General features: G+C 33.6%; 21 protein-coding genes. 12 read left to right on the top strand and 9 right to left on the bottom strand.

The window, feature by feature from the left end; all coding sequences use genetic code 11:
• Nucleotides 1-10: 10 nt before the first annotated feature.
• Nucleotides 11-895 carry an ABC transporter permease gene (locus tag OL234_RS06710; RefSeq protein ID WP_275468476.1) on the top strand — a complete coding sequence of 295 codons (885 nt, stop codon included), beginning with the start codon at nt 11-13 and terminating at the stop codon, nt 893-895.
• Nucleotides 896-1675, top strand: coding sequence for an ABC transporter ATP-binding protein (locus OL234_RS06705; RefSeq protein WP_275468475.1), 780 nt, complete (start codon nt 896-898; stop codon nt 1673-1675).
• Between the two features lie 76 nt (nt 1676-1751).
• Here the strand turns inward: OL234_RS06705 and nhaC are convergent, their stop codons facing one another.
• Nucleotides 1752-3134, bottom strand: a complete 1383-nt coding sequence (gene nhaC / locus OL234_RS06700) for a Na+/H+ antiporter NhaC (protein WP_275468474.1) — start codon at nt 3132-3134, stop codon at nt 1752-1754.
• Nucleotides 3135-3965: 831 nt separating this feature from the next.
• On the opposite strand from nhaC, the gene OL234_RS06695 reads away from it, so the two are divergent.
• The 5 genes from OL234_RS06695 to OL234_RS06675 all read left to right on the top strand — a co-directional run bounded on the left by OL234_RS06695 (nt 3966) and on the right by OL234_RS06675 (nt 7970).
• Nucleotides 3966-4508 (top strand): TetR/AcrR family transcriptional regulator, encoded by a 543-nt coding sequence (locus OL234_RS06695; RefSeq protein WP_275468473.1) that lies wholly within the window; start codon nt 3966-3968, stop codon nt 4506-4508.
• Between the two features lie 17 nt (nt 4509-4525).
• Complete coding sequence (locus OL234_RS06690) at nt 4526-4861, top strand: DMT family transporter (RefSeq protein WP_275468472.1); 336 nt, start codon at nt 4526-4528, stop codon at nt 4859-4861.
• Nucleotides 4862-5173: a DMT family transporter gene (locus OL234_RS06685; RefSeq protein WP_275468471.1), complete on the top strand. Its 312-nt coding sequence runs from the start codon at nt 4862-4864 to the stop codon at nt 5171-5173. It abuts the gene before it with no gap.
• Between the two features lie 182 nt (nt 5174-5355).
• Nucleotides 5356-6126: an ABC transporter ATP-binding protein gene (locus OL234_RS06680; RefSeq protein WP_275468470.1), complete on the top strand. Its 771-nt coding sequence runs from the start codon at nt 5356-5358 to the stop codon at nt 6124-6126.
• Between the two features lie 5 nt (nt 6127-6131).
• Nucleotides 6132-7970 (top strand): FtsX-like permease family protein, encoded by a 1839-nt coding sequence (locus OL234_RS06675; protein WP_275468469.1) that lies wholly within the window; start codon nt 6132-6134, stop codon nt 7968-7970.
• A gap of 107 nt (nt 7971-8077) precedes the next feature.
• Here the strand turns inward: OL234_RS06675 and OL234_RS06670 are convergent, their stop codons facing one another.
• The 3 genes from OL234_RS06670 to OL234_RS06660 form a co-directional block, all read right to left on the bottom strand.
• Nucleotides 8078-8707: an NAD(P)-dependent oxidoreductase gene (locus OL234_RS06670; protein ID WP_275468468.1), complete on the bottom strand. Its 630-nt coding sequence runs from the start codon at nt 8705-8707 to the stop codon at nt 8078-8080.
• Between the two features lie 80 nt (nt 8708-8787).
• Nucleotides 8788-9201 carry a DUF2871 domain-containing protein gene (locus tag OL234_RS06665; protein ID WP_275468467.1) on the bottom strand — a complete coding sequence of 138 codons (414 nt, stop codon included), beginning with the start codon at nt 9199-9201 and terminating at the stop codon, nt 8788-8790.
• A 16-nt stretch (nt 9202-9217) separates the two neighbouring features.
• A complete protein-coding gene (locus OL234_RS06660) occupies nt 9218-9838 on the bottom strand; it encodes a TetR/AcrR family transcriptional regulator (RefSeq protein WP_275468466.1) in 621 nt (206 codons plus the stop codon).
• Between the two features lie 279 nt (nt 9839-10117).
• Here OL234_RS06660 and OL234_RS06655 point away from each other — a divergent pair, with 279 nt between their 5' ends.
• Nucleotides 10118-11509, top strand: a complete 1392-nt coding sequence (locus OL234_RS06655) for a helix-turn-helix domain-containing protein (RefSeq protein WP_275468465.1) — start codon at nt 10118-10120, stop codon at nt 11507-11509.
• Between the two features lie 278 nt (nt 11510-11787).
• Nucleotides 11788-12315 (top strand): GNAT family N-acetyltransferase, encoded by a 528-nt coding sequence (locus OL234_RS06650; protein ID WP_275468464.1) that lies wholly within the window; start codon nt 11788-11790, stop codon nt 12313-12315.
• A gap of 13 nt (nt 12316-12328) precedes the next feature.
• On the opposite strand, the gene OL234_RS06645 is transcribed toward OL234_RS06650, so the two are convergent.
• Nucleotides 12329-12688, bottom strand: coding sequence for a YccF domain-containing protein (locus OL234_RS06645; RefSeq protein ID WP_275468463.1), 360 nt, complete (start codon nt 12686-12688; stop codon nt 12329-12331).
• A 193-nt stretch (nt 12689-12881) separates the two neighbouring features.
• Between OL234_RS06645 and OL234_RS06640 the strand changes: the two genes are divergently transcribed.
• The 3 genes from OL234_RS06640 to OL234_RS06630 all read left to right on the top strand — a co-directional run bounded on the left by OL234_RS06640 (nt 12882) and on the right by OL234_RS06630 (nt 15286).
• A complete protein-coding gene (locus OL234_RS06640; RefSeq protein ID WP_275468462.1) occupies nt 12882-13319 on the top strand; it encodes a MarR family winged helix-turn-helix transcriptional regulator in 438 nt (145 codons plus the stop codon).
• A 183-nt stretch (nt 13320-13502) separates the two neighbouring features.
• A complete protein-coding gene (locus OL234_RS06635; protein ID WP_275468461.1) occupies nt 13503-14456 on the top strand; it encodes a glycerophosphoryl diester phosphodiesterase membrane domain-containing protein in 954 nt (317 codons plus the stop codon).
• Between the two features lie 56 nt (nt 14457-14512).
• Nucleotides 14513-15286: a glycerophosphodiester phosphodiesterase gene (locus OL234_RS06630; protein ID WP_275468460.1), complete on the top strand. Its 774-nt coding sequence runs from the start codon at nt 14513-14515 to the stop codon at nt 15284-15286.
• Nucleotides 15287-15320: 34 nt separating this feature from the next.
• Here the strand turns inward: OL234_RS06630 and fni are convergent, their stop codons facing one another.
• From fni to mvk, 4 genes are read right to left on the bottom strand one after another with little or no spacing between them, the layout of a single operon-like run.
• Complete coding sequence (fni, locus tag OL234_RS06625; RefSeq protein WP_275468459.1) at nt 15321-16382, bottom strand: type 2 isopentenyl-diphosphate Delta-isomerase; 1062 nt, start codon at nt 16380-16382, stop codon at nt 15321-15323.
• A 27-nt stretch (nt 16383-16409) separates the two neighbouring features.
• The gene (locus tag OL234_RS06620; protein ID WP_275468458.1) at nt 16410-17501 is read right to left on the bottom strand and encodes a phosphomevalonate kinase; all 1092 of its coding nucleotides are present in this window, start codon (nt 17499-17501) and stop codon (nt 16410-16412) included.
• 25 nt (nt 17502-17526) lie between these two features.
• Complete coding sequence (mvaD, locus tag OL234_RS06615) at nt 17527-18504, bottom strand: diphosphomevalonate decarboxylase (protein ID WP_275468457.1); 978 nt, start codon at nt 18502-18504, stop codon at nt 17527-17529.
• Nucleotides 18501-19442, bottom strand: a complete 942-nt coding sequence (gene mvk / locus OL234_RS06610; RefSeq protein WP_275468456.1) for a mevalonate kinase — start codon at nt 19440-19442, stop codon at nt 18501-18503. The genes mvaD and mvk overlap by 4 nt, the downstream gene beginning before the upstream one ends.
• Nucleotides 19443-19538: the final 96 nt, after the last annotated feature.

Below are 19538 nucleotides of genomic sequence, written 5' to 3'. Positions count from 1 at the left end.
AGGGAATAACATGTTAATTTCAACAATTGGACAAGGATTAATTTGGGGAATATTAGGTTTAGGAATTTTTATGACGTATCGTCTTTTGAACTTTCCTGATATGACGGTCGAGGGTTCATATCCATTAGGAGGAGCCGTTTGTGTGATGGGAATTACACAAGGAATGTCACCAGTAGTAGCTACGTTACTTGGTGTTGGAATAGGAATGTTAGCTGGTCTAACGACCGGTCTATTGTATACAAAGGGGAACATCCCCATTATATTAGCAGGGATTTTAGTGATGTCAGCTTCTAATTCAGTGATCCTATTCGTTATGAAATCACCAAGTCTTTCGTTATTAAAACAGAAAAAGATCCATGACCTGTTTCAAAATTTAAATTTACCGGATTATTTTGATACGGTATTAATCGGAGTTATTAGTGTTAGTTTGATAATAATATTATTATTATTTTTTCTAAAGACTCAATTGGGGCAAGCTTATATCGCTACAGGAGATAATGAACAAATGGCACGTTCATTTGGGATTAATACAGACAAAATGAAAATTATTGGTTTAACATTATCTAATGGGATGGTAGCTTTATCTGGAGCGCTATTAGCCCAAAATGATGGCTATGCTAGTGTTGATAAAGGGATTGGTATTATTGTGATTGGTTTAGCTTCAATTATTATTGGGGAAGTTATCTTTGGAGAATTACAATTATCAGAGCGACTACTTGCTATTGTTGTAGGCAGTATATTGTATCAATTATTAATACTATTAGTTATCAAATTAGGATTTAATACAAATTATTTAAAATTAATATCTGCTGTTGTCCTGGCTAGTTGCTTGATGCTTCCAACTTTAAAAATTAACTTGAATCATAAGGTCATGAAACGTTCGGAGGAAAGATAAATGCCAGAAATCGTCTTAGAAATACGAAATGGTGTGAAGAAAATTGCCAATGGTGTCAATGATAAACAGGTACTTTTGAACAATATCACTTTACAAGTAAACAAAGGGGACTTTATTACAGTATTAGGAGGAAATGGAGCTGGTAAATCAACACTTTTTAATATTATTGCCGGCACTACTAAGTTAACTTCAGGAACTGTGATGATTAGTGAAACAGATATCACATTAAAAAAAGAAGAAGAAAGAGCGTTGTTGATTTCTCGAGTTTTTCAAGATCCCCATATGGGAACAGCTCCAAATATGACTGTTTCAGAAAATTTATTATTAGCAAAGTTACGTGGCGAAAAAAGAAAATTGAGGAAACAAAATGTCAAGGAACAGAAAAAGCTTCTAAAAGAGTTATGTCAAAAAATTGATAACGGTTTAGAAAAATATTTGGAAACACCGACAGGACAATTGTCAGGTGGACAAAGGCAAGCATTGAGCCTATTGATGGCAACGATAAAACCGCCAACATTATTATTGTTAGATGAACACACAGCTGCTTTAGATCCGAAAACGGCTGCTAATCTAATGAGTCTGACAGCTAAAAAAATTGATACAGACCAATTGACTTGCTTAATGATTACTCATCGAATGGAAGATGCTCTCAAGTATGGAAATCGGCTAATTTTACTTGAAGAGGGGGAGATTAAAGCGGATATTGGAGCCGAAGAAAAAAGTAATTTAACATTAGAAGAATTATTATTATTATTTGAAAAAGATAGAACAAGATTATAAATCAAAAACAGCCGAGAGTTAATAAGCATTAACTCTCGGCTGTTTTAATAAGTGTTAGTTGTTTAGTATGAGTAAGCTATTGTTTTTTCATTTTAATACCAATCCCAGTCAATCCGGATAAAATTGAAAGAACGGGACATAATAAATTGAAGAAACTAAATGGTAGGTAACTTAACGTGGGCACACCAAGGGTATTGGCCATGAAAACGCCTGTTACTCCCCAAGGGACTAGAGCATTTAAAACAGCTCCTGAGTCTTCCAATGCTCGTGATAGTACAACTGGATCTAAGTTACTTTTATCAAAAGAAGGCTTGATAGCTTTACCGGGTAGAATAATTGCTAAGTATTGCTCACCAATCATGATATTTGTCATCATACCACCAATCACGGTAGCAATAACTAATGACGCAGTACTTACTAGTTTAGTTGTTAAAGGTTTCATTAGCGCTTCAATGATGCCGAAGTGCATTAACATCCCACCTAAGGCTAAAGTTAAGATGATTAGTGAGACAGATCCCAACATGCTAGCTAACCCTCCCCGACTTAAAAGTGTATCTAAATCGGGCACTCCTGTTTGTGATACAAAACCATTTTCGATAATTGAGGCGACTTCGCTTAATTTAGTTTGTGGTTTCTGTATTAAAAAGATGATAAATGAAATCATGATATTGCTTAATAAAGTAGCAATAGCTGGAACTTTAAATAAAGAGCAACCTAACATAAATATAAGAGGAATAGCTGACCACCAACCAATCGAGAAATGTTGATTTAAAGTTGTTGTCAATTGTTCAATGGTATCAGTCGTTCCGCTCGTTGAGATATTTCGACCTAACCAAAAGAAAAGAATCGAGGAAATGGCTAAAGCTGGAATAGTTGTCCACATCATATTTCGGATGTGCTTAAATAAGTCAGCACCGGCAATAGCAGCGGAAAGATTGGTGCTATCAGATAAGGGGGACATTTTATCACCAAAAACAGCACCTGAAATGATCGCTCCAGCAACAAGGGCAGGATTAAAACCAAGAGTGATTCCCATTCCCATTAAGGCTAGTCCGACTGTTGAAGCAGTTGTAAAGGCACTTCCAATAGAAGTCCCGATGATGGCACAAACTAGAAAAGTTGAAGGAACAAAGAAATTGATATTCACTAATTTGAAGCCAGTAATCATCATAGCTGGAATAATACCTGCAGCAATCCAACTACTAATTAAAGCACCAATTAATAAAAAGATGAAAATTGGGACAATCCCTGTTTTAACACCATCCTCCAAGCCAACGTGAATATCTTTCCAAGTAATGCGGCGAATACGTGCCCAGACTATCAATAGACTGATGGTTAAAATAATAGGACTAACGGGAGAAAGACCAAATTTAATAACGCTGGATCCGATAAGTACAATCATGATCGTAAAAATAAGTAAGGCTTCTAAGAAGCTAATCGATTTAATTTTTTTTGACATAAGTAGAACCTCCAAATTATGATTAAGTAAGTATTTTTATAACCTGACCTAAACGATAACTTGTGATACCACCCACACTGGTTAATAACATAAATAAAACTCCTTTTTAGTGAGAAAGAATTAGCAAATGCAAAAAGTCCCTGTTAAATTCATTATCATAAATGAATTTAACAGGGACGAACTATGTCGTGGTACCACCCAAATTTTAAAGCATCGGCTTTTCTCTTTTGAGGGATAAGGCGCTCAAGCCATTTCTTAAGACATGTAAGTTGTAATTCACCTGCTCACTCTGATTGACTTGCACCGACCGTCAACTCTCTATCCTCTAAAATGAGAAGCTACTGGGACTTACTTAAGAAATTAGATATGAGTCATACTATCCCATAGATTTAAAATTATGTCAAGACTTAAATTTTAAAGATAGTTAGCTAGCAAGGTTATCTCTTATTTTTTAAGACTTAATAATTATATTGGTAAAAAAGTATGATTTACCATCTTTTTTATAAAAACTGTTGGTTATTCACTTAATTATTCATTGTTGGAAACTTATCAAAATGAGGGACATATGGGCAGTAAAGAGATTAATAAATACATAGTTATTTAATTAATAAGTAAACAAATCAAGTTAACTTAAGTAGTTAGTTTTTTTAAGAGAGTTACTGGACTCTAATGATAAATTTAGTCTTAAAAGTGAAGATGATAGGAGTTAGACTAGTTTGGAATAACTATTAAAATATAAATTGACTAAGTTAGCAAAACTTGCTAAAATAAAAACCGACTGGTCGTTTTGTTCGCTTTTCTATATAAAAGATTATGGTAAGGAGTTAAGTGATGTCAAAAGCAGAATTAAAAAAACAACATATTTTAAGAAGCGCTAATGAATTATTGGCTAAAAAAGGATTGATGGATATTACCTTGGATGAAGTAGCAGCGCAAGCAGGTCTTAGTAAAGGGGGAGTGACACATTATTATCCTAACAAGGATTTACTCTTAATCGAACTTGCCACAATGTTAGACCGAGACTATTTAGATAAAATAGAAAATATGGCTAAAAAAGAGGAAGGTCAAGTAGGGGCTTGGTCACGCGCCCTAATCAAAGTGTCAGATGAAGACTTGACGAGTGATCGAGCTATTAACAATGCTTTAGTTGCCGCGGCCTTAGCAAGTCAAAAATCAGATGTCGCAACAGATAGTCTTGAATTTATGCAAAAACGTGCAGTAACAGATGGTTATGATCCTGTTTTAGGAACTATTATCCGTTTAGCTATTGATGGATTATATTATGGTGAATTATTTAAAGCAAGCTCATTAGAACCGAAATTAAGAGAAGATCTTTTAGAACGCTTAATTTCATGGACAAAAGAAAATAATTAAAAATTAAGAGGTGTCTTATGACAAAAGAATGGTTAAAGGTAGTGGTAGCATCAATCTTTGAAATGGTATGGGTCAGTGGACTAGCCCACGCTTCCACACCATTAGAGTGGTTTTTTACAGCAATAGGTGTGGTAGTTAGTTTTTATTTACTAACGTCGTCAGTCAAACATTTACCCATTGGGACTGTTTATGCAGTATTTGCCGGCTTAGGTTCGGTAGGAAGTATCATTGTTGGTGCTGTCTTTTTCAATGAATCCGTTTCTCTTTTAAAGTTAGTTTTTATGGGAACTTTGATTTTAGGCATATTAGGTTTAAAGTTAATTGAAACTGATACAAGTAAGGGGGACAAGTAAATGCATTGGTTAGCTTTAGTTGCAGCAGGCTTGATGGAAGTAATAGGTGTTTGGAATATTAAACGGTTGTCAGAAGGGAATAAAGGCGCTTTGTTATTTGCTTTTTTTACAATGGGAAGTAGCTTACTATTACTTTCGTATGCGCTACAAACAATTCCTATGGGAACAGGCTATGCTATTTGGACAGGAATTGGGACAGTTGGAACAGCTATCGTAGGGATTATTTTGTATAAAGATTCAACTGATGTCAAACGTTTAGCTTGTATTGGTTTGATATTAGCTTCAACGATGGCCTTAAAAATATTAGGATAGTTAAAAAGAACTGATTAATTCAGTTCTTTTTTTTTTCCTGTTATTCATGTGACAAAATTGTTAGATAGAAAAGTTATTTTGTAAGATATATCCCACGCCTAAGGGCAAAATACCTAGTAAACTATAATTATCAAGTCAAGTGAGAAAAGTCTATCACTTAAATAAATGGAGGAACAATCATTATGAAAAAAACCGTTTTAGAAGCAACGCATATAAAAAAAGTTTATGGTAAAAAAGGTGAAAAACAGCATGAAGCACTGAAAGACATTTCTTTTGAAGTATCTCAAGGCGAATTTGTTGGCATCATGGGGCCTTCTGGCTCAGGTAAAACAACATTATTAAATATTTTATCAGCTTTAGATAGTCCAACTAGTGGGGACATTAAAATATCTGGATCTAGTTTAAATGGGTTAAAAGAGAGTGAGTTATCAGATTTTAGAGCAAAAAATATTGGGTTTATTTTTCAGGATTTTAATTTACTTGAAAATCTAACGATGCAACAAAATATAGGATTACCCTTATCATTACAAGGTGTTTCAATGACTAAAACCAAGAAAAAAATTCAAGATATTGCAAAAATTTTGGATATTGAACGTATATTAGATAACTATCCAACTGAAGTTTCTGGTGGGCAAAAACAACGTGTAGCAGCAGCTAGAGCGCTAGTTCATAATCCAGCCTTACTTTTAGGCGATGAGCCGACTGGTGCTTTAGATTCAAAAAATGCTAAAAATTTATTAGGAGCTTTAAGAGGATTAAACGAAGACTACCAAACGACTATCTTATTAGTCACGCATGATGCTGTTAGCGCCAGTTATTGCAAACGAATTTTATTTATCCAAGATGGCTTGATTTATCGAGAACTTAATCGCGAGGGTACACAACAAGAATTTTATCAAGAAATTTTAGCTGTATTAGCAGGACTAGAACTTGATTCAGAAAGTTTGGTGTAGTTACTATGATGTTAAAATTATCTCTAACGAGTGTCAAAAAACGTTGGCAAGATTATTTAGTTTTGATGATGGGTCTGATCATCTCAATTGCTATTTTTTATATGTTTCAAACGTTATCATTAAATACTAAATTTTTAGAAGAAAATATTCCGACTGTTGCGATGGTTACGATTGTGTTTCAATTAGGAGCCTTTTTACTTGCGATTATCACAGTTGTCTATATTTTTTATGCTAATTCCTTTCTATTATCTATGAGAAAAAAAGAATATGGTATGTACATGATGTTGGGTGCAAAAAAACGTAAAATTGGACAGATGATTGCGATCGAAACATTGTTCATCGGAGCGTGTTCTCTGCTGATTGGAACGGTCATTGGCACACTTTTGGCTAAAGTGATGGGGAGCACCTTAAGTCAATTAATCGATCTGCCTTCAAATACTTACGAATCATTTGTACCACTGGCCTTATTGGTCACAAGTTTATTTTTTGTAATCCTATTTATTGTTACAAGTATCATAAATGTTGTGAAATTCAGAAAAACGAGTACCCTTGATTTACTGTATAGTGAAGCTAAATCTGAACGTAGTAAGAAACAACCTGTTAGAACTGCTGTAAAAATATTATTATCACTTATCTTAATTGGCATTGGCTATGGCTGTATGATTAATATGTCAACGTTACAAATTATTGGGGTTTTTATTGCGATTATTACGATTACACCAGGAACATTTTTATTCTTTAATGCCCTTGTACCTTTTGTCGTGAATCAAGTAAAAAGTTCACGGGCTGTCAGTAATAAAGGTATTAGGATTTTTACCTTATCTCAACTTAGTTTTAAGGCAACTTCTCTAGCAAGAGTACTGGGACTAGTAAGCATGTTGTTAGCCTTATCTCTAGGAGCAGTTACAGTGGGGCAAGCTTTTAGGAACTTTGCTGGAGATGTTCTGAAAAGTACGCCGAACGATGTCGTTATTTATAATCCTACTGCGGAACTTAATAAGCAGGTATCACAATTAAACATTGAAGAAAAATTAGTTTATCACACTAAAAATAAAGAAGGTGTGACATATTTTATCCAGGAAGATTTTGCGAAACAGCCTCTTAAAGTAACAGAATACAATGGATCTGAAGTGACATTTACACCAAATATCCATGAAGTTTCTAAATTTGATGAGACACATGTTTATTCAGTAGCGAATGATGATGATTTTAATTTGATCCAAGGACTTTCCAATTTATTAAATCCATACATTACTTCTAATATCGGTGTTTATGATAGTCAGTTTCAAATCATACCTAAATCAAATTTTGAAAGTTTAGAGGTGAAAGAAGAGCTTGTGCAGGTAATTAGAGTAAAAGATTATCAAAAACAAGCTAATATTTTCAAAAAAATTGATCAATTAGAAAAACAACGTTTTAATACAACTGATTTTACAATGAGCAAATATGATATTTACCAACAAATCCAAAGTATGGCAAGTGGTTTTATGTTTATGGGCTTCTTTTTAGGAATTGCCTTTTTAGCAATGTTGGCTAGTTGTTTAATGTTTAAGATTTTATCAGGAGCATATCAAGATGTGAAGCGTTATGACATGCTGCATAAGATTGGTGTCCGTCGTAATTTGTTAATTAAATCCTTACATCAAGAATTATTTGCTATTTTCTTAGCTCCAGCAGTGTTAGGAATCGTGCATGTCTTAGTGGGATTAAAAATGTTTACTGTTTTTATTCCTAATCCATATAATTATATTGCCTTACCTTTTGCGGTATATGGTGCTATTTACTTAATATACTATGTGATAACAGCACAGCTTTATAAAAATATTGTCTTACCTAAAAAATAGTAATGATGGAGCTAAACAAATAAAGACAGTCAAAAATCAGTAAGCTATTTAATAGTTTTTCGGGAATCAACCAATAAATAAAAAAACCAACTCATTTGAGTTGGTTTTTAGTTTGAAACGAGTGATAAATGAGTGTTTTCATAACCACCTTTTTCAATAACGTCCATAAATCCTAATGCATAATCAGCATAGCTAATATAACTCTTACCTTGACTGTTTAACGTTAAAACATCATTTGATAATTGATAGTTTTTCGTTAAGTCACCCTCAACGCTAAAATCAGCAGCAGGACTAATATATGTCCAAGTAGTATGTTGGCTTTTTTTTAATTCATCTAAAGCTAAAGCCATACTTTTGGCAACTGGGTAAAAGTCACTAGGAAAGTCGGGCGTTTCATAAAGTTGGATTGTACGTGATGAATCAGTAGCTAAACTCCCCGCACCACCTACTACAAATAAACGTGCATCACTGTGTTTTAAAATTTTAGTTAAGTGACGTAGTGACGTTTGATGAAGTTGCGGCATGATAGTAGGGGCATTAAATGCATCTATAATAACATCAAAATTAGCGACCTCATTCTCAGTTAAATCATATAATTCTTTTTCAATATATGGGACTTCATAAGCCAGTTTAGCTTGATTACGAATCAAAGCTGTTACCTCATGTCCACGTTTGTATGCTTCAAGTAGCAATAGTGTTCCTTGTTTGCCAGTAGCACCAACAATTCCAATCTTCATATTAACCATCCCTTTCATTTGTAACCCATACCTTAATGCTAAACGTTTATAGTGAAAAGGTCAATCAAATAGAGTAGTTATTATTTTTTATCAATTAGTTTTACTGCTTTTGAAAGGCTTTGAAACAAGAAAAATAATCCGATTGTCATAATAATATGACCTAAACCAGCGATACCTGAAATAGCAGGTCCCGTCTCGTTGCCTAAAACAGTCATAATACCATGGAAAGTTAACATAACTAAAGTAACCAACAAACCTATATTGTAAAAAATATAAAAACGGTTAAATTGTTTGAACTGTGATAACTGAAAGTTTTTTTCTAATAGTAAGACAATCAAAAAAGTCAACATTCCTAAAACTAGGGCATGAGTATGTGTGACTGATAATTGTGTTGTTCCAGTAAAATCGTTCATCTTGGTAAACTCACGGTAAAAAACGCCTAGAGCTAACCCTAAAATTGTGTAAAAAGCGCTGGTTCTAACTAATTTGTTCATAATTAAATAAAATCTCCTATTCATTTTCTTTTTTTAATATCCCATATTTTAACCACTTGATGCGGCGGTGATATTCTTCCATTAATTGCTCATAACGCCAATCATTAGCAAAATAATCATTAAGACACTCATGGATTACAGGTACAAACACTTTAAAGAAATCTAATAAGTCTTCTTGTGATGTAATGGTTAGTTTTTCTGTTTGAATGAGTTTTGTAAAATCGACAGGATTGGTAGGTTTCAAATTAGTTTCTTTTTTAGCAAGCTTGCGTTGAGTAACATAATTTAAATTTAACGTAACTACTTTAAAATAATCATGATACTTATCCTCTGAAAAAGCGGTCACTAAGTCGGCTAAATAATTTTCTAACCCAAGAAATAAATCGCCATTTGCTGATTTTAAGGCATCAATAACCGTACCATGAGCCTGAGAAGTTATTTCGTGATAAAGATAGTAGTACAAGTCTTCAATATCAACAAAATATTTATAAAAACTACCGCGTGAAATATTGCTATCTCTTACAATATTAGCCACAGAAGCTTCATGAATATTGTATTGAGAAAATTCCTTTAGTGCAGCCTTCAAAATAAGTTCCTTTTTGTGTGTTGGTAAATTTAAAAAAGTTTCTTTAGGCATCTAACTCCTCCTTCTAACTATCGATCTTACAATTGAATTAATGTTACTAGTACTAGTATAGGTGACATAGTGTCACCTGTCAATTTTTCTATCTAACATGTTGATGAAAAAGTCGGCTAATTAATATAAATAAGGTTGTCATAAAAGAGTTTTGTTAAAATAGTGTGTGTGTTATTTCTAAAAAATAATAAAATTTCTCGAAAAATCAAAATTATTTCAAATAAAAAACGTGCTATAATTATTTTAATAAAAATAGTAAAGAAGCAGGAGGCTTATGGTTTGTTAAGAATTTTTTTGAATAATGCACAGCAAGAGAAGTATGCTATTTTAAATCAGGTATTAAATCCTGTTAAAGGTCATGAGTTAGATAATCTACCCCATAGAATCAAAGCAATCAATGACGAATTAGCAATATGTGATATTCCGTTAAAGGTGAATAACAATTTAACATATACCTTTACAGATGAGCGTCTTAGTCTAGCAAATAAAAATATTTATTCTATGGCCGAAAATACCAACATAGAGCCCTTAAAATCGTACTATAAAAGAATTATTTTGTATAGTTATAAAAAATATCTCTTAGACCAATCAAATATTTTTCATTTAGTAAAATATCTTATTATCAATGAAGAATCAAGTGTGGAAAATGTTGTATATGATTTAAATATTTCAACAAGTTATATTTATAAATTAATTGGCAATTTTAATAAGACATCTGAAGAGTTATTTGGTGTAACAATTGAAATTGATAAAAAAGCCGTTAAATTTTTTGGTGAAGCCAATAAAATTATTGCGTTGACTTTTCAATTTTGTAAATATTTCCCATCAGCGCATCATATTACGTTTAGTCAATTTATGAATAATGAGATTGATGATTATGTCATAGAATACTTACGGCCATACTTAATGACAATTTGTGAAAAAAATGAACCTTGTACAGATAAAGAGCTTATTTATGAATTATTTGATAGTACGTATAATAAAAAGCAAAGTCCAGAGGATTTAAATCGTATTTCTTACAGTTTAATTCAACAAGGTGGTAGCTTAGTTGAGTTTTGTTATAATTTGATAGCATATTATCACGGGAAATATAACTATGTAAAAATTGAGCAGATGAGTTTCTTTCTCATTGAAATGATTAGGATGGTGACTATTATTGAGGTTAGTCCCCATAATATTATTATGACAGAAGCGGATCTTAAGATGTTAACAAGTTATAGTGAGTCTATGCCAGAAAAATATGATGAGTTTATGTGTCATAGAAATTCAATTAGAGACAATCAAGTTAAGTTAAAAGAATCCACAATTAAAACCTTATTTTTCTTTATAACCATGACCTTAGAAAAAAGCAAACCAGTTGAATCTGTTCAAATATATGTGGAATTTTTAGATTCTATTTTTATTACACAGTTATTTATTGATTCAATTGAACAAGTTTTCAACCCTGATGTAGTAAAAGTCACTTCAGATATTAGTGAAGCTAATGTTATTATTACTGATAACCCTGATAGTATTAATTTTAGAAATGAGGATACATTTATTTATTTGATTAGCGATTTTATTACCGAATTTGATAATAAACAGTATTTAAAATTTATCATGAATATTTTAGATGTGGTTACAAATAGTGACGAAGAGCGTATTTTAAAAAATGTTAAGTTATTAAATTAGTAATATCAATTTTAATAAAAGTCTAAAAATAGCGTTAGTTAATAGTTGTTTTTAGACTTTTTATTTATTTTTTTTATTTGCTAGTAAAGGGACGATAAAGAATGTTTGATAATCATCCGATATCAGATTATACTAGTGATGGATAGAAAAGAAGAATTTTATCAAGACATAACAAAACAGGTAGAGTCAAAGCAGACTATTGGTTGCTTGGCATCGATCCGAATTAAAGCGCTTTCCTTAAAAAGGGGGGACGATACCAATGAAAAGAGGTAGAATGCATGAAGTTATTATTACAAACAGAAAGATTAATTATTAGGGATTATCAAAAAGAAGATAGCGAGGAGGCCCTAGGTTTTTTAGGAAATAAAGAAGCTATGTATTACTTACCTGAAGAGGTGATGACGTATGAGGAGGTAGCTTCTTTCATAAAGAAGCAAGAGACTAAAAAGGAATACTATGCTGTCGTTTTAAAAGAAACCAATCAAGTAATAGGGCACTTATATTTCACCGCTTTTTTTGGAGATCATTCTTACGAAATAGGTTGGGTCTTTAATCCTAAGTTTCATAAAAAAGGTTATGCTTCAGAATCAGCAGAGGCATTGATGGACTATGGTTTTAAAGAATTAGGGATTCATCGTATTATCGCTACTTGTCAACCTGAAAATATAGGGTCTAATAAAATGATGGGACAACTGGGTATGAGGCTAGAAGGCGAATTTAAGCAGTGTATTCCGGTAAATAATGGTTGGTGGGATGAAAATTACTATGCGATATTAGTTAGTGAATGGACTCAAAAAAAAGCTTAGCAAAGCTAAGCTTTTAGATAACTCGTGAGCCAAAAGGCATTAGGGCAAGCCGAGCCATTTTAAATGATTGTAAACCAAAGGGAATCCCAATAATTGTCAAACAAAGGACAATACCGCTTGTTAAAGATACTAAAGCTAGTGGGATACCTGAAATGACTAACCAAATTAGATTCAGTAAAAAAGAACCGGTCCCACCCCCGTAATAAATCTCTTTCCCAAATGGGAAAAACGAAATTTTTGCGAATTTAAAGCATTGTAAGCCAACAGGAATGCCAATGATAGTTAGACACCAAAGGACACCTGCTAAGCACCATGATAGGCCCTGGACAAACCCACCAAAAATGAACCAAATTATATTTCCTAAACATCCCATAAAAATCACCTTTCTTTTATACAAGACTATTATAGCAAGCTTCTTTTACAGTTTCATCAGACTTTAGCATGATTTAGGCAACTAAAATTAGTTGCTTAAGCAATAATTTTTACTGATTTTAGGTGTTATTATTTGTACTTAATTCAAAATAAAAGTATTATAGAAATATAAAGGTATTAGGAGGTTATAAAGAATGATTAAAGCAGATGCCCATACAGTTAATGCTTTCATAAAGTCCTTTTTGAATTACCTGACTTTTTTAGAAAAAGAAATGGCAAACGATTCATTTAATTTCAATGAATTACGTATTATTTTTGAATTGTGGGAACAAGGTCGTATGCCGGCGAAAAATATTGAAAGCGAATTAGATTTAGATAAAGGCTACACTAGCCGTATTTTAAAAAGGTTGATGAACGAGGGTATTATCCAACGTGAGCAATCTTCAGATGATCGCCGCCTTTATTATATTTCTTTTACTGAGAAAGGCCAAAAACTTGCCCAAGAGCTCTACAATAAATATGAAAAAATTATTATAGATGATTATTCACAACTATCTTCCGAAGAACAGATCCGTTTTATGGGAGTTTTAGAAGTTATTAAAAAAATTGATGATAATAAAAGAAGCCATTAATACTAGTAAAGATTAATAAAAAAGACATTGAATCATATGATTCAATGTCTTTTTTATTAAAAATTAGTAATCAGTAACGTATTAAATTTTTATTTTTTATTAAATAAGGTGATTAATTAGTAGTTTTGTTATTTATTCACTATAATAAGAAGGAAGACATATTAATAGAGAGGGAGGATTTAGATGAATAAAATATGGATTAAAATAACGAATAGTATTAAAAGAGTTCGTTTTTATTGGCAAGATTATTTTAAAAGTATGCTTTTTTTACAAGGTTTAAAAACAATTATAATATTACCGATTTTATCAGGAATTTTCATTTTAATGCTGCAAAGAGCTAAAATTGTCGGACTAACAGATGAGACTATTATGACGTTATTACACACTCCTAGCGCACTGATATTAGGCTTACTATGGCTACTAATTTTTACATACGCAATTTTTTATGAATTAGGCTATTATTTTTTAATGGCAGATAGTCATCTGAAAGGGTATAAAGCAAACTATAAAGAGAATTTCAAAAAATTAAATAAAAAAATTAAATATTTTTTTAGTAGTCATCTAGTCTTATTTTTAGGCTATTTCTTATTAATATTGCCTTTAGTGTCGCTAGGATTTCAATCAGATTTATTAGAAACTATTAAAATACCTGATTTTATTGTGGATGAGCTGTCTATGACGTTAGTTGGTTCTATCCTCATTAGTTTAGCTGGGATATTTATTTTATATTTATCTTTTAGACTGCTCTATGTTATTTATTTTTTTGTTATTACTCCTTCTCAAACTATTTTATCAGCGATTAAAGAGAGTTGGGAATTTTCCAAAGGAAGACTTTGGCGGAATGTTTGTATTATTGGCACGCTTATTTTATTAATCGGAGCAACGTTAGCAGGCACGATATTTATGATGACACTGCCTTTAATGTTGACTGATTTCATTATGCCAAAACTTTCTCCAATAGTAGCAGGAATAGTCATTACAGGAATTCAATTAGTTCTTTTTTTCGTGGGAGGTTTATTGCAACCTTTACTTGCAAATGGTGTAGTGGAGACAACAAGAGAAGAGATAACGCCTTTTAGTGTGCCACTAAAAAAAATCAGCAATCTTTTTATGAAGCAATTAAGAAAAAAAAGCTGAAAACAATAAGTGCCATCCTTATTTTAGGAGGTCTCATTGGATTTAATAGTTGGTCCGTGATAACAGTTGTTTATCAACCTCAAACAACGATTGTTGCTCATCGAGGTTTTATGGAAAAAGGGGTTGAAAATTCATTAGGATCACTTAGAGCAGCTGCTGAGGTAGGAGCTGATATGGTTGAGATGGATATTCAAGAAACCAAAGATGGTCAATTCGTTGTGATGCATGATTATAATTTAAAACGTTTAGCCGGCCTGGATCAAGAGGTGCGAAATATGACACTAAAAGAATTACAAACAGTCAAAATAGTTCAGAACGGTTTTACTGATCGTATTCCATCGTTGAAAGAATATATTGACGAGGCCAAATCACTGAATATGAAATTATTAATTGAAGTGAAACCACATGGCTATGAATCAGAAGACATGTGTGATAACTTAATAAAAGTATTAAAAGACAAGCAAGTTTTAAGTTGGTTTTCGGTACAATCATTAGATAAACCAATATTAGATGAATTAAAAATCAAAGAACCGCGTTTAAAAACTGGTTATATTATTCCACTAAACTTTGGTCATTTACCAGATACGTTGCATAATTTTTATGTATTAGAGGAATTTTCAGTGACAGAGAACTTATTAGAAGAAGCAAAAGAACTGAAAAAAGGGCTATTTGTATGGACTGTTAATAAAGATGAGCTCTTAAAGCATTACTTGAGATTAGATGTAGATGGTATCATCAGTAACCATCCTGATCGAGGAGTCGAATTTAGAGAGAGTCGTGAAGAGACAGAGACTTTTTTAAATAGAGTTTTATTCTTGTTAGAAAAATAAAAAAGCTCGGAGATGAGTCTCTGAGCTTTTTTATTTATTTGGAACGATTAGCAAAGTGAGTCCAATCGATATGACGAGCTTCACACCAGGTTTTAATTGGATCACGTAAAATCACATCTGTTTTCTTTAATTCAGTTAAGCGTTTAGCTCCAAGTAAGGTCATAATAATTTTTAATTGTTCTTCCCAACGGTTGACAGTCATAATGGTTTCATCAACACCTTCTTCTTGGATCAGATGTAAAAATTGTCCAGATAACCCACAAGCATGGGCACCTAAAGCAAAAGCTTTAATCATATCTAGAGAGGTTCTAATACCTCCAGAAGCTAGAATATCACAAGCACCAGATTGATTATAGGCCTCAATTAGCGAAATTGGGGTAGACTGTCCCCAATTTTCTGCAAAGTAAAAATCATGGTGCTTACGTCGTGAATTTTCGATAGCAGCAAAATTAGTCCCTCCGCGACCACTAATATCAATTGTTTTAACGCCAATATTTAAAAGTTGTTGAATGGTTTTACGACTCATCCCAAAACCAACTTCTTTGACAATTACAGGGACACCAACTTGGCTGACCATATTTTCAATCGAACTTAACCATGTAGCGAACCGACGCTCACCTTCAGGCATGATCAATTCTTGAGGAACGTTGACATGAATTTGCAAGGCATCTGCTTGCAATAAATCAACCGCTCTTTTCCCATTTTCAACTGAATGTTCAGCTCCTAAGTTCGCAAAAATTTTACCGTTAGGATTCATTTTGCGAATTATAGTATAACTTTCTGCTACATCAGAGTGTTTTAATGCAGCACTAACAGAACCGGCAGCCATAGCTAGTCCAGTTTCTCTAGCAACAATAGCGAGTTCTTCATTAATTTTAGCGGTTTTAGGACTACCACCAGTCATACCATTTATATAAATTGGGACATCAAAATCCATATCCGCAAACTCAGTAGCAAGAGAGACTTCTGAAACATCGATATTGGGTAGCGAGTGATGAACAAATGAGATTGCATCAAAATCAGTCTCTGGTTGGTCGATATATTGTTGTGTAGCAAGAGAGACATGCTCATCTTTGCGATGTTGTTGAATAGACATCTATTGGCCTCCTAATATGAGTAAAAATTATTTAAGACAAGCATTTCTAAGTACTTCATAATGAACAGTTAAATCTAATTGACAAATATCCGCTTGTTTCCATTCTTCAATGAGCGGTGTCGTATCAATTGACTTATCGATGATGACCACGCCACAATCTCCGCCACCAGCACCAGAAGATTTAGCGGCACCATGATAATCCTCAGCTACTTCACATAAGTCAAATAGCGTAGCTGTTTCAATATGAACGCCACTATTAGCTCCTAAGTGTTGTAAAAGCGTTCTATTTTGACGAATACCTCGTTGAATAGCAGCAAAGTCATGCTGTTTAAATGCTGAAATGATTGTCGAGACACAGTCAAAACTATTTTTTAAGAAAATAGGATAGTAATGGTCAATATCGCTAATTTCTTCATTTAATAAATCAACTAAATGAGTAGTTGAAGCAGGGCTACCTGTCCAACCTATTAATAAATTTAAATTGTCAGGTGGGGTTAGGGGCTCAATCATCAGTTTAGGCCAAGTCATTTCTAGTAAAGCTTTTAGCGAATGAGTCTCTCTATTTTTTTGTACCCACTCGCGATCAAAACATGAATAGGCTAACCATCCACCAAAAGAACTAGCAGCTAAATCACCAAAGGAGCCATTACTTTTAATAGTCAAATGAGTAAGCGCAGCAAGTTTATAGACCAGCTCAGCATCAAATGTAACATTGTGAAAAGTTAGTAACGCTTTGATTGTTGCAACTGTGACCGCACCGCTTGAACCTAATCCATATTTACGACCATCTTTGTTATCAAGGTCACTTTCAATTTCTAAATCAAAGAAGGTTAGGTCTTTTCCAAGTTCCTGTAAATAACTTTCAGTCGTCGTAACAGATTGAATGACATAGGTAAAAGGATTTTCACGTTCATCGATATAAAATTGTCCATCTTTACGAGTCCAAGGAATAGTCAAACCGTTGGAGTAACTTGAACAAATGCTGCCTTGATTTTTAGCTTCTTTTAGTTTTACAGTAATAAATTGATCTAATGCGACCAAAATCGCTGGATGACCAGGTTCAAGTACAGCATATTCACCTGCTATATATAGTTTTCCCGGCGCACTGGCTTCTATCATTTTCTTCGTCCTTTCTATTATCGAATTATTTAGCTAACAATTCGACACCACTGCCGACTTTTGAAATGATAACAGGGTTATCAGGGAAGGCATCTTGTAAAAATTTTTGTAGTTTTTGAGAATCTGAGTAACGACATAATATTTTAACATTAGGTCCCGCGTCCATTGTAAAGTAACACTGCCACCCTTGTCCACGTAATTGTCGCACTTTTGTTAGAACTTCTAAGGTACGTGGTTCCCAATAACTAAAAGGAGGCGTTGCACCAAGCATTGTGCCGTGCATTTTCATCCCATTAGATTCGGTAATTAGCCCGACTTGTTCAAAATCTTGCTGTTTAATCGCTGTTTTAATGGCAACTAAATCCGTTGCGGCACTTTCAAGCCATGCAGGATAAAAATTAGAGGTTTCAACGGTTAATTTCATGCCTTTGCGACTTGAAACAGTTTTTTTCTGAGTATTAACAGCCACGGTTATCATCCCAATATCCCAGTTTGCATCATCTACGGGAGTAGCTAAGCTATCTTCCGAACACGTCCCCATTTGCCATTCAACAAAACCTCCAAATAAGCTGCGAGTAGCACTACCACTACCACGGCGAACATAAGTTGATAGTGTACTTTTATCCATATTTAAGTTTGTAACTTGATTCATAGCACATCCTAAGGCAGCAAAAGCTGAGGCAGAAGAAGCTAAGCCAGCAGCTGTTGGGACAAAATTTTGGCTTGTTACTTTAGCTGGGGTTGTAATGCCAGCTTGTTTTCTAAACAGGTTAAGGAAGTCAGTTATTTTTTTTGTTTCCGTTAGGGACTGAATGTCATTATTTAATATGAACTGATCACTTTCTAAATTATCATCCAATAACACTTCGGTCTCTGTATAAAAAGCATCTAAGGTTAAAGAGAGACTACTATTCATTGGTAAAAATAATTGTTCATCTCGTTTGCCCCAATATTTAATTAGGGCAATATTAGTATGGGCTTTAGCTTTTGCAAAATTTGTCATGATAAGTCACTCATTTCATAAAGCCAAGTTGATTTGGCTCCTATTTGTGTTAAATTTTGGGCGATGTGTTTAGCCTCGGTAGTATTTTTGGCTAGAGCAATCATACAGCCGCCGCCACCACCGCCAGTAAGTTTTGCTCCTAAGGCGCCTGAAGCAAGGGCACAGGTAACTAGCTGTTCTAGCTCTGGGCTAGTTGCTCCTAGTTGGGACAATAAGGAATGGGTGTTAGTTAATAACGCTCCTAATTCCTCTGCTTGGTTATGCGTCAAAGCTAGACGAGATTTTTTAACGAGTTCTCCAATTGTTGTCATCATTTCTTGATAGTGGCTACCATCAGTTTGATTTAGTTTAGTCGCAATTTGTTGGACGACTTTCTTAGTTTGCCCGGTGACCCCAGTATCAGCCACTATTAGTACAGCATCTAAATTTGGTTGAATAAGTTCAGGTGTCTGATTTTTAATAAAATAATAAGGCTGAGAACTACTTGTCATTAGAGCATCTAAGCCACTAGGGTTACCGTGAGCAATGATTTCAGCAATATTAACGATATCAAGTAATTCTTCACGACTTAATTTTTGCTTATAATAGTCAAAAAGAGCTCGTGTTGTGGCAACCGAAACAGCAGCACTAGATCCCATTCCGCGTTCAGCAGGAATAGTGCTTTCAATTTTTATATGTAGAAAGGCATTTGGTTGATTGAGCCGTTTTAGAGATACTTCAATCACTTTTTTTAGACTATCAAGTAACTCTGGCATGTCGTTTAATAACCCTTTATAGAACATGCACTCAATTGTAAGATTATTCATCTCACTAGGCGTAATAGTTGCTCTTATTTGGGTAGCAGGGAAGGGCAGGGCAATTGAGGGTTGACCATAAACTACGGCGTGTTCACCTATTAGAATAATCTTACCATGTGCATAGCCTTCACTTTTTTTCATCCAATGACCCCCAAATTCTTTAGTAGTATTTAATCGTTTAAAGTACTCACCTCGTCAAGGCTTAGGTGAGTCAACTTGTCTATTTTAAGACAATTT

The organism is Vagococcus intermedius (genome assembly GCF_029144185.1).
GTDB lineage: Bacteria > Bacillota > Bacilli > Lactobacillales > Vagococcaceae > Vagococcus_D > Vagococcus_D intermedius.
This window is presented reverse-complemented; position numbering and strand designations above follow the sequence as displayed.

Bases quoted from the DNA above. Each gene is read 5' to 3' on its own strand.
- OL234_RS06650 (WP_275468464.1), top strand. From the start codon at position 11,788: ATGAAGTTATTATTACAAACAGAAAGATTAATTATTAGGGATTATCAA.
- OL234_RS06680 (WP_275468470.1), top strand. From the start codon at position 5,356: ATGAAAAAAACCGTTTTAGAAGCAACGCATATAAAAAAAGTTTATGGT.
- OL234_RS06675 (WP_275468469.1), top strand. From the start codon at position 6,132: ATGATGTTAAAATTATCTCTAACGAGTGTCAAAAAACGTTGGCAAGAT.
- OL234_RS06690 (WP_275468472.1), top strand. From the start codon at position 4,526: ATGACAAAAGAATGGTTAAAGGTAGTGGTAGCATCAATCTTTGAAATG.
- mvk (WP_275468456.1), bottom strand. From the start codon at position 19,442: ATGAAAAAAAGTGAAGGCTATGCACATGGTAAGATTATTCTAATAGGT.
- OL234_RS06640 (WP_275468462.1), top strand. From the start codon at position 12,882: ATGATTAAAGCAGATGCCCATACAGTTAATGCTTTCATAAAGTCCTTT.
- OL234_RS06635 (WP_275468461.1), top strand. From the start codon at position 13,503: ATGAATAAAATATGGATTAAAATAACGAATAGTATTAAAAGAGTTCGT.
- OL234_RS06705 (WP_275468475.1), top strand. From the start codon at position 896: ATGCCAGAAATCGTCTTAGAAATACGAAATGGTGTGAAGAAAATTGCC.
- OL234_RS06645 (WP_275468463.1), bottom strand. From the start codon at position 12,688: ATGGGATGTTTAGGAAATATAATTTGGTTCATTTTTGGTGGGTTTGTC.
- OL234_RS06695 (WP_275468473.1), top strand. From the start codon at position 3,966: ATGTCAAAAGCAGAATTAAAAAAACAACATATTTTAAGAAGCGCTAAT.
- OL234_RS06620 (WP_275468458.1), bottom strand. From the start codon at position 17,501: ATGATAGAAGCCAGTGCGCCGGGAAAACTATATATAGCAGGTGAATAT.
- OL234_RS06710 (WP_275468476.1), top strand. From the start codon at position 11: ATGTTAATTTCAACAATTGGACAAGGATTAATTTGGGGAATATTAGGT.
- OL234_RS06665 (WP_275468467.1), bottom strand. From the start codon at position 9,201: ATGAACAAATTAGTTAGAACCAGCGCTTTTTACACAATTTTAGGGTTA.
- OL234_RS06660 (WP_275468466.1), bottom strand. From the start codon at position 9,838: ATGCCTAAAGAAACTTTTTTAAATTTACCAACACACAAAAAGGAACTT.
- mvaD (WP_275468457.1), bottom strand. From the start codon at position 18,504: ATGACAAATTTTGCAAAAGCTAAAGCCCATACTAATATTGCCCTAATT.
- fni (WP_275468459.1), bottom strand. From the start codon at position 16,382: ATGTCTATTCAACAACATCGCAAAGATGAGCATGTCTCTCTTGCTACA.
- OL234_RS06670 (WP_275468468.1), bottom strand. From the start codon at position 8,707: ATGAAGATTGGAATTGTTGGTGCTACTGGCAAACAAGGAACACTATTG.
- OL234_RS06685 (WP_275468471.1), top strand. From the start codon at position 4,862: ATGCATTGGTTAGCTTTAGTTGCAGCAGGCTTGATGGAAGTAATAGGT.
- nhaC (WP_275468474.1), bottom strand. From the start codon at position 3,134: ATGTCAAAAAAAATTAAATCGATTAGCTTCTTAGAAGCCTTACTTATT.